This is a genomic window from Rhizobacter sp. P1_G5, from assembly GCF_056405435.1.
On the sequence record NZ_JBFUCB010000233.1, the window covers coordinates 1 to 8,596 of the forward strand.

The window sequence follows — 8,596 nt, forward strand, 5'->3', positions numbered from 1 at the left end:
GTTCAGCGTGGCGTCGGGCACCGAGTTCCAGAAGTGCAGCGCGAGCCGGGTGGCCTGCTCGTGCGCGGTGAGCGACACGCACGTTGCGTTCGCATCGGTGGCGGCCTGCCCCTTCTCGACGACGAAGTAGAACTTCGGCGACGCGATCATCGTGCCGAGCACCTTGGCCACCGAGGCCTGCGTCGCGGCGTTGCCGGCGGCGGTGCGGTACACGTTCACCTCGGCATCGGTCAGCGGCTGGCGGAACAGCAGCCGGCCGGCCTTGCGGATGAAGCTGGTGACGCAGGCATCGGCGGTGCCGGTGCAGCTGCCCAGCAGCGTGTTCAGGCGGTTGGCGTCGGCCGTCATCGACTTCGCCAGCGTCTCGGCGGTGTCGTGCAGCGCGGTCACCTGGCGCAGGTTCACGCCGGTGTCCAGGCGCTCGTAACCCTTGTGACGAGATGTACTCGGGTCGACCAGCACGTCGGGCGGGAACTGCGTGGTGTCGCGCACCAGCGGCCCGACGCTCGCGGCGAGCGTGGCATCGCCGGTGAGCGCGGTGGTGACGTCGGTCAGCGCGTTGACCACCTGGTCGCGCGTCAGCCGGCGTGGCTTCGAGGCGGCGCTGCAGCCGGGGCCGGCGACATCGCCCGGCGTCACGGCCTTGATCGTCACGGCGGCGATCTGCGCATGGGGGTCGGTGTCGGCGGGCACGACCACGGCGTTGCCGTTGCCGTTGCTGCCGGTGGGCGGCGCAGCGGCCGCGGGCGTCGATTCACTCGAGTCGCCATTGCAGGCCGCAGCGAGTGCTGCGACACAGAGGGCCAGGAGGTGGGATCGCATGGTGCTCTCGGTTGGATGGCTGGTTGCGGGGGGCTTCGGGGCGCGATTCTGTTGAAATCGCTCTCAGGAGAATTGACGGAGGTTTGACCAATGTGTGCTCGTACGAGGTGAAAATGCGGACGCAACCGAGCGCAACAGGCGTAACGGTGACGAGTTGAAACAGGCGTATGACGGCCTGCCGGCAGAATGGGGAGGCATCAAGACACCGGCACGTACCGGTGTCGGCACCGGAGTCGCGAGGGAGTTGATGGACAACGAGGTGTTCGTTTTCGGCCAGTGCGAAGTCCGCGTCGCGACGCGCGAGGTGCTGCTGGCCGGCGCACAACAAGCGATGGAGCCGCGGCCGTTCGAGCTGCTGGTCTACCTGATCCGGCACCGCGGGCGCATCGTCAGCAAGGACGAGCTGCTCGACAAGCTGTGGTCCTTCGATTTCGTCACCGCCAGCGTGATCGCGCGCGCGGTGATGAAGATCCGCAAGGTGATCGGCGACGACGGCGAGACCGGCGAACTGATCAAGACCGTGCACCGCACCGGCTACCGCTTCATGGGGCAGGTGCGCGAGAAGGTGGCGCCGCCGATGGTGCCGGCGGTGTTGCCCGCGGCGGTGCCACAGGCGCAGCCGGACCCGCTGCCGTCATCCGGTTCGGCCGTCGTGCCGGTGGCGGCGCCCTTGTCGGCGCCGGTCTCGCTCGCGCTGCTGCCGTTCGAGAACCGGACCGGCAGCGGCGACCTCGACTGGCTGGAGCTCGGGCTGTTGTCGCTGGTGGTGCGCGACCTCGGCGCGCACCCGCGCATGCAGGTGAGCTCGATCCCGTCGCTGCTGAACGCGCTGCAGGCGGTGCCGAAGGAATCCGCCTTCGCCGACCGCGCCGACGACCTGGCGCGGCTGCTCGCGGTGCGCCACGTGGCGCGCGTCGAGGTGCACGGCGGGCCGCTGCGCTTCGAGCTGCGCTGCACGCTGGTCGGCGAGGGCCGCACCGACAGCACGATGCTCGCCGCCACCGGCCTGCCGAACCTCGGCCGCAACCTGGTGCGCTGGCTGGAGGCGCGCTTCTTCCCTGGCGAAGCGGCGGCCGAGCTGCATCCGGATGCCGGCGACAGCGTGCTGGGCCGCGCGCTGCAGGCGATCGCCGAACAGAAATGGACGCTCGCGCTGGAGCTGCTCGACCAGGTGCTGCGCCTCGAGCCGGCGCACCTCGGCGCGCAAGTGGAGCGCCTGCGCGCGCTGGTGGCGATGGACGACAGCGCCGCCTTCGAACTCGGCGACGTGCTGCTGGCGCGCCTGCGCGAGGAGCCGAACCAGGCGGCCGAGGCCGCGGTGCACTTCGAGCTGGCGCAGGCCCATGTGCGCCGGCGCGTCAACGACAAGGCCAAGCTCCACCTCGAGGAAGCGCTGCACAGCGCGCCGGGCAAGGCGGCGCGCGAATCGGTGGTGGCGACCACGCTGCTGCGGGCCGGCATCGCGATCAACGAATTCGATTTCACCGTCGCCTCGGCCTTGGTGGACCGGGCCGAGATGCTGTGCAACGGCAGCGGCAGCGTGTTCGACCAGTTGCGCATCCTGTCGCTGCGCATGGTGATCGAGGGCGAGACCGGCAGCATGGTGCAGGCCTGGAACCATGCGCGGCGCTCGGCGTCGCTGTACCGCGACCATGGTGTGCTGGTCGGCCAGGCGCGGGCCGAATGCAACGTGGCCAATTCGAGTGCGAGCCTGGGTCATTTCCGCATGGCCGAGGAGCATGGCGAGGCGGGCCTGGCGATCTCGCGCAGCCTGCAGGTGCCGACCGATTCGGCGGTGTCGGCGATGCTGCTGTGCGGCGTGTACCGGCAGCTGCGCAAGCCGACCAGCCTGGCGCGCGTGCTGTCGATCCTGGAATCTTTGGACACCGGCGACGGGCCGCGCAACGAGGGCTTCCGGCTGATCGGCCGGGCGCACTACGCGCTGGCGATCGGGCAGGCGGGCGAGGCGGCGTGGCGGCTGTCGCAGGCGGCGGAAGAGGCGGCTGCGAAGGGGCAGGAGATGCAACTGCATTTCGTGCTGCCGCTGCTGGCTGGTGCGCTGATCCACGACGGGCAGCTCGACGCGGCGGACGAGGCCTGCGGGCGCATCGCATCGCTGACGAAGCTGGCGCGCGACCGCAACCTGCAGGGCGCGCTGTGGCACAGCCAGGCGCAGCTGGCGCTGGCGCGCGGCGACCGCGAGCGCGCGATCGCGCTGCTGCGCAAGGCGCGCGACGTGACGCCGCTCGGCTGGTGGAATGCGCATTCGCGGCTGGATGGCGCGTGGCTGTGCATCGAGCAGGGCCGCTCGGGCGAGGCGGTGGAGTTGCTGCGCGGTCTGGAGACCTGGCTCGACGAGCACCCGGCCGGGTTGGCGGTGTCGGCGCGGTTGTCGCACGCGCAAGGCCGCAGCGGCGAGGCGCGCGCGACGCATGCGCGGCTGGCGGCGAGCGTCGATGGCGAGCTGCCGGCGTGGCTGCTGGAGCTGGGCAGCTGCTACGAGGCGCAGTGGTCGGTGGAGGTGCCGAGCGCGCCGTGCGTGGTGACGTGGTTGTAGGCGTCCGCGATCAAGCCGGTTTCGGTGCCGATGCGGCGTCGGCCGCCGGCAGCTGCGGAAACCGGCAGGCGATGGAGAGCTTGTTGACGGCGACGACGCGGTCGACATTCTTGGTCGCCTTGCTGTAGGCCTCGGAGGCCTCCCGGATCTCGGTGCGGGTCGCTTCGTAGACGGAGCCGAGGCGCGAGGCCGAGACGCCGTTCTGCTGCAACGTGTACTGGGCTGCGTTGGCGGCACCGGAGACCCCGCCCCACCCGGCGATCGCGGACTTGGCGGCCGCGGCCTGCGCGGCCAGCGCTGGAACGACGATCGACCCCGCGATGATGCCGACGGACGCGATGACGATCTGGGTCTTGCCTGATCCATAGAACGAGTCGCGCATGCCGATCATCTTTTCATCGCAGAGCTCGAGTGCGCGCTGGAAGTCGTCGTCGAGCGCGGCCTTTGCATTCTTCGAGTTGTCGGCGGTGCGTTCTGCCGTATCCAGCGCCGAGAACGAGGCCGTGGGCGGCTTGATCGTCGAGCAGCCGGCCACCGCCAACAGGATGAATGCTGCGCTCGCATGGCGTTTCATGGGACTCCTCCTCCGGACGATTGCATTGGACTGCCGCGACGTTACCGAGGCCGTGCGGGGCGTGCATCGTCTCCATTGCGGATGAGTCCGGCCCTGCGTTCCCGTCAGGTCAAGCCCATGCGGTTCGGTACAAAGGCCACTCGCATCGCGTCAGCGAACGGGGTCGGCCAGCTCGTACGCGGTGCTGCGCCCGCCCGCGGCCGACTTGCGCAGCACGCCCAGGGCCAGCAACTGCGCGATGTCCCGCAACGCGGTATCCGCCGAGCACTTGGCGATGGCTGCCCATTTGCTGCTGGTGAGCTTGCCGTCGAATTCGTCGAGCAGGCGGTTGAGCAGCTTCACCTGGCGCTCGTTCATCGGCGTGCCGGCCCACTGTTGCCAGAACCGCGCCTTGCCCAGCACGCCGTCGAGCGTGACCTGCGCCGTGGCGACGGCCCGGCCCAGCGTGCCGAGAAACCAGGCCAGCCAGCCGGTGGCATCCATCGAGCCCTTCTGCGTGCGTTCGAGGATGTCGTAGTAGTCCTTGCGCTCGCGCTGGATCTGCGCCGACAGGCTGTAGAAGCGTTGTCCGCTGCCGTCCGCACGGGCGAGGAACAGGTCGCCCACGGCGCGCGCGATGCGGCCGTTGCCGTCGTCGAACGGATGCAGCGTCACGAACCACAGGTGGGCGAGGCCCGCCTTGATCAGCGCGGGCTCGCCGGTGTCAGCGTTGGCCCAGGCGAGGAAGCGCGCCATCTCGGCGGGAAGCGACGCCGCCGGGGGCGCCTGGAAATGCACCTTGTGGCGATTCGCTTGGCCGGAGACGACCTGCATCGGTCCGCTCGCATCGTCGCGCCATTGGCCCACACTGATCCTGCTCATGCCGGAGTACCCGGTCGGAAACAGCGCCGCATGCCAGCCGAACAGCCGCTCGACGGTCAGGGGCTCGGCGCTGCGCGAGGTCGCATCGAGCACCATCTCGACGACGCCTTCCACATGCCGGTCCACCGGCGCCAGTGCGCCGATGTCCATGCCGAGCCGGCGGGCGATCGACGAGCGGACCGAGGCGACGTCCAGCACCTCGCCCTCGATCTCGCTGGTCTTGAGCACGTCGTCGGTCAGCGCGGCCAGATTGACCTGGTCGCGCAGCGCCGGCCCGACATCGGCCAGGTGGCCGAGAAGAACTCCCTGGCCACGGCTGATATCCGCCAATGGCTGGGCGAGCACAGACAGGTCATGGCGCCACTGGGGCCAGTCACTTGCCTGCCAGATGTAGAGGTTTTCTCCGCGATGCATGCGGTGATTAAGCCCTGGATTCGCCGCAGGCGGGCGGAGGGGAATGGGAGTCGAACCCACCCGGCGGCGCATGGCGCCACCCACCGGGTTTGAAGCCCGGCCGTCCCACCGGGGACGCTTCCCCTCCTCGGTTCCTTCAGCGCATCGTCATCGCAGGGCCCGTGAACAACGCGGTGTCGCTGCGCAACCGGTGCTCGTCGCCGACGCGGCGCAGCAGCCCGATGCGGTCGAAGTATTCGAGGATCTGGATCGCGCGCTTGCGGCCGAGGCCGGTGGCGTCGCGAAAGCGCGCGGCCGTGACGGCGCCGTCGGCAGCGCCCGCGGCGACGCTGCGCACGTGGGCGGCCAGCTGCGCCATCGTGGCCGGCGCGCAGTACAGGTCCTTCGCGACCTGGTGCAACTCGCCGCGCTGCGCCAGCCGCGCGAGCGTCGTGCGCATCAGCACCTCGCCCTCGCGCGTGTCGCGGGCGAGGTCGCGCACCCAGCTGCCGTCGAAGCCGGCGGCCGCGAGCAGCGGCGCCACCTTCTGCGCGATGCGTTCGTCGGCGGCCGACAGGCGCAGCGCGTGCTCGGGCAGGTGCACGAACGCACCGCGCACCGTGACGACGCCCTCGGCCTGCAGCTCGGCGAGCAGCGCGCTCCACGGTGGCGGCGGCAGGCGCGGGCAGGCGAGGCGGCGCAGCCGGGCGGCATCGGGGCCGGGCACGTCGGGGTCGCTGGCGTGGAAGCGGCGCAGCGTGTCGATCACCGCGCTGCGTGCGGCGGCGCGTTGCGTGGGGCCGAGGGCCCAGTCGGGCGCATCGGCCGCGGCCTGCGGTGTGATGCCTTCGGCACGCGCCCAGCGTGCGCGCGACAAGCCGTGCGGGGCGGCGGCCAGCAAGGCCTCGAAGCGTTGCGCCGCGGTGGGCAGCGACCACGCCGCCAGCTCGGCCAGCCGCTGCGGCGTGCGCCGGTAGCGCACCGGCGCGAACGGGTCGAGCACCGTGCCGCCGGCGATCGTGCGGGTGGCCGAGTTGTCGCGCAGCACGACGCGGTCGCCCCGCCATGCGCCGATGGGCGCCTGCAGCACGATCTGCACGAAGGCGCGGCCGCCGGGGGCAAGGCTGTCGGCCGCGGCGTCGACGCCGGCCAGCACGGCCACCGTGCCCATCGTGTCGCTCGCGCCGAGGTGCACGTGCACCGGCGTGCCCGAGCGCAGCGGGCGCGGCTCGCCGTGCCACAGCGTCAGCAGCGCATCGAGCCGGTCCGTCTCGACGCCGGCCCCGGCCCCGGCCCCGGCCTCGGCCGATACCAGCCATTGCCCACGCGCCACCTCGTGCTTGTCGACACCGGCCAGCGCCACCGCGCAGCGCTGGCCGGCATGCGCCTGCGTCGCGGCCTGGTTCTGCGTGTGCAGGCTGCGCACGCGGGCGTGGCGGCCGGCGGGCGAGGGGCACAGCGCCAGCTCGTCGCCGACCTGCACGCGCCCGGCATGCACGGTGCCGGTCACCACGGTGCCGACGCCGTCGAGCGTGAACGCCCGGTCGATCGCGAGGCGGAAGGCATCGCTCGCGCCGTCGCGCGGCGGCGTCTCGCGCGCCGCGGCGAACAGCAGCTCGCGCAAGGCCGGCAGGCCCTCGCCGGTCGGGGCCGCGACGGCGAGCACCGGTGCATCGGCGAGCGGCGTGCCGGCCAGCAGCGCAGCCACGTCGCCGCGCACCTGCGCGATGCGCGCGGCATCGACGCGGTCGCACTTGGTGATGAGCACCGCGCCGCGCGACAGGCCCAGCAGCGACAGCACCGCCAGGTGCTCGCGCGTCTGCGGCATCACGCCGTCGTCGGCGGCGACCAGCAGCAGCGCGAAGTCAATGCCGGTCGCGCCGGCCAGCATCGTGTGCACCAGGCGCTCGTGGCCGGGCACGTCGATGAAACCGATGCGCGGCGTGTACTCGTCGCCCGGCACATCGAGGAACGCATAGCCGAGCTCGATCGAGATGCCGCGCGCCTTCTCCTGCGGCAGCCGGTCGGTGTCGACGCCGGTCAGCGCGCGCACCAGCGTGGTCTTGCCGTGGTCGATGTGGCCTGCGGTGCCGACGATCATCCCAGCAGCTCGCGCAACGTGGGGAGCTGCCGGCCGAGCGCGTCGGCGTCTTCCAGGCAGCGCAGGTCCAGCAGCAGCCTGTCCTGCGCGATGCGCCCGATCACCGGCTGCGGCAGCGCGCGCAGCGCCGTGGCGAGCGCATCGAGCGCCGTGCCGATGCCCTTCTTCGACGCACCGGCCGGCGCGATCGCCAGCCCCGCCGACGGCAGCCGCTCCACCGGCAGCGAGCCGGAGCCGATCTGCCCCATCAGCTCGACCACCTCCACCTCGAAGCGCGGCGCCATCGCGGCGGCCACCGCCGGCTGCAGCTGCTGCGCCAGCGCGCGGATCGCGCCGGCCGGCCGCGTCAGCAGCCGCAGCGTCGGCAGGTCATGCGCGAGCCGCTCGGGCCGCAGGTACAGCATCAGCGTCGCTTCCAGCGCGGCCAGCGGCAGCTTGCTCATGCGCAGCGCGCGCTTCATCGGGAACTTGCGGATGCGCGCGATCGCGCCCTGGCTGCCGACGATCAGGCCGGCCTGCGGCCCGCCCAGCAGCTTGTCGCCGGAGAACGTGACCACGTCGCAGCCCGCCGCCAGCATCTCCTGCGGCAGCGGCTCGCGCGGCAGCCCGTACTGCGCCAGGTCGACCAGCGAGCCGCTGCCCAGGTCGGTGGCCAGCGGCAGCCCGTGCGCATGCGCGATGCCGGCCAGCGTCGCTTCATCGACCGAGTGCGTGAAGCCCTGCACCGCGTAGTTGCTGGTGTGCACCTTCATCACGAGGCCGGTGCGCGGCGTGATCGCGCGCTCGTAGTCCTGTGCATGCGTGCGGTTGGTGGTGCCCACCTCGACCATCTCGGCGCCCGCACTCGCCATCACGTCGGGCATGCGGAACGCGCCGCCGATCTCGACCAGCTCGCCGCGCGAGATGATCACCTCGCGCTCGCGCGCCAGCGCCGCGATCGTCAGCAGCACCGCGGCGGCGTTGTTGTTGACCACCGTCGCCGCCGCCGCACCGGTGATCGTGCACAGCAGGTCCTCGACGATCGAGTCGCGGTCGCCGCGCCCGCCCGAGGCCAGGTCGTACTCGAGGTTGTTCGGCGCCGCCATCACCGCCAGCAGGTGCTGCAGCGCGCTGTCGGCCAGCAGCGCGCGGCCGAGGTTGGTGTGGATCACCGTGCCCGTCAGGTTCAGCACCGTGCGCAGCCGCGGCGTGAGCCGCGCCTGCACGCGCGCCGCGAGCGCCGCCTGCAGCGCATCCGGCTGCAGCGCCTGCGCCGCCAGCCCGCCGGCCACCGCCTGCGCGCGCAGGC

The 8,596-nt window shown here is 71.9% G+C and carries 6 protein-coding genes and 1 tRNA gene; 1 reads left to right on the forward strand and 6 read right to left on the reverse strand.

Translation table 11 applies throughout. The annotated features are described in order from the left end of the window. Nucleotides 1–822: DUF1595 domain-containing protein (locus AC1D12_RS16975; RefSeq protein ID WP_477841698.1), on the reverse strand; the 822-nt coding region annotated here is incomplete at its 3' end. Nucleotides 823–1,069: 247 nt separating this feature from the next. On the opposite strand from AC1D12_RS16975, the gene AC1D12_RS16980 reads away from it, so the two are divergent. Further along, nucleotides 1,070–3,379 carry a winged helix-turn-helix domain-containing protein gene (locus AC1D12_RS16980; RefSeq protein ID WP_477825032.1) on the forward strand — a complete coding sequence of 770 codons (2,310 nt, stop codon included), beginning with the start codon at nt 1,070–1,072 and terminating at the stop codon, nt 3,377–3,379. 10 nt (nt 3,380–3,389) lie between these two features. On the opposite strand, the gene AC1D12_RS16985 is transcribed toward AC1D12_RS16980, so the two are convergent. From AC1D12_RS16985 to selA, 5 genes are all read right to left on the reverse strand, one after another. Next, on the reverse strand, nt 3,390–3,920 hold the full coding sequence (locus tag AC1D12_RS16985; protein WP_477825031.1) for a hypothetical protein: 531 nt from the start codon (nt 3,918–3,920) through the stop codon (nt 3,390–3,392). A gap of 183 nt (nt 3,921–4,103) precedes the next feature. Further along, the gene (locus AC1D12_RS16990; protein ID WP_477825036.1) at nt 4,104–5,228 is read right to left on the reverse strand and encodes a Fic family protein; all 1,125 of its coding nucleotides are present in this window, start codon (nt 5,226–5,228) and stop codon (nt 4,104–4,106) included. A gap of 34 nt (nt 5,229–5,262) precedes the next feature. Then, nucleotides 5,263–5,355: transfer RNA gene (locus AC1D12_RS16995), tRNA-Sec, on the reverse strand. A 9-nt stretch (nt 5,356–5,364) separates the two neighbouring features. Continuing rightward, nucleotides 5,365–7,308: a selenocysteine-specific translation elongation factor gene (selB, locus tag AC1D12_RS17000; protein WP_477825030.1), complete on the reverse strand. Its 1,944-nt coding sequence runs from the start codon at nt 7,306–7,308 to the stop codon at nt 5,365–5,367. Further along, nucleotides 7,305–8,596: L-seryl-tRNA(Sec) selenium transferase (gene selA, locus AC1D12_RS17005; protein ID WP_477841699.1), on the reverse strand; the 1,292-nt coding region annotated here is incomplete at its 5' end. The genes selB and selA, both read right to left, overlap by 4 nt.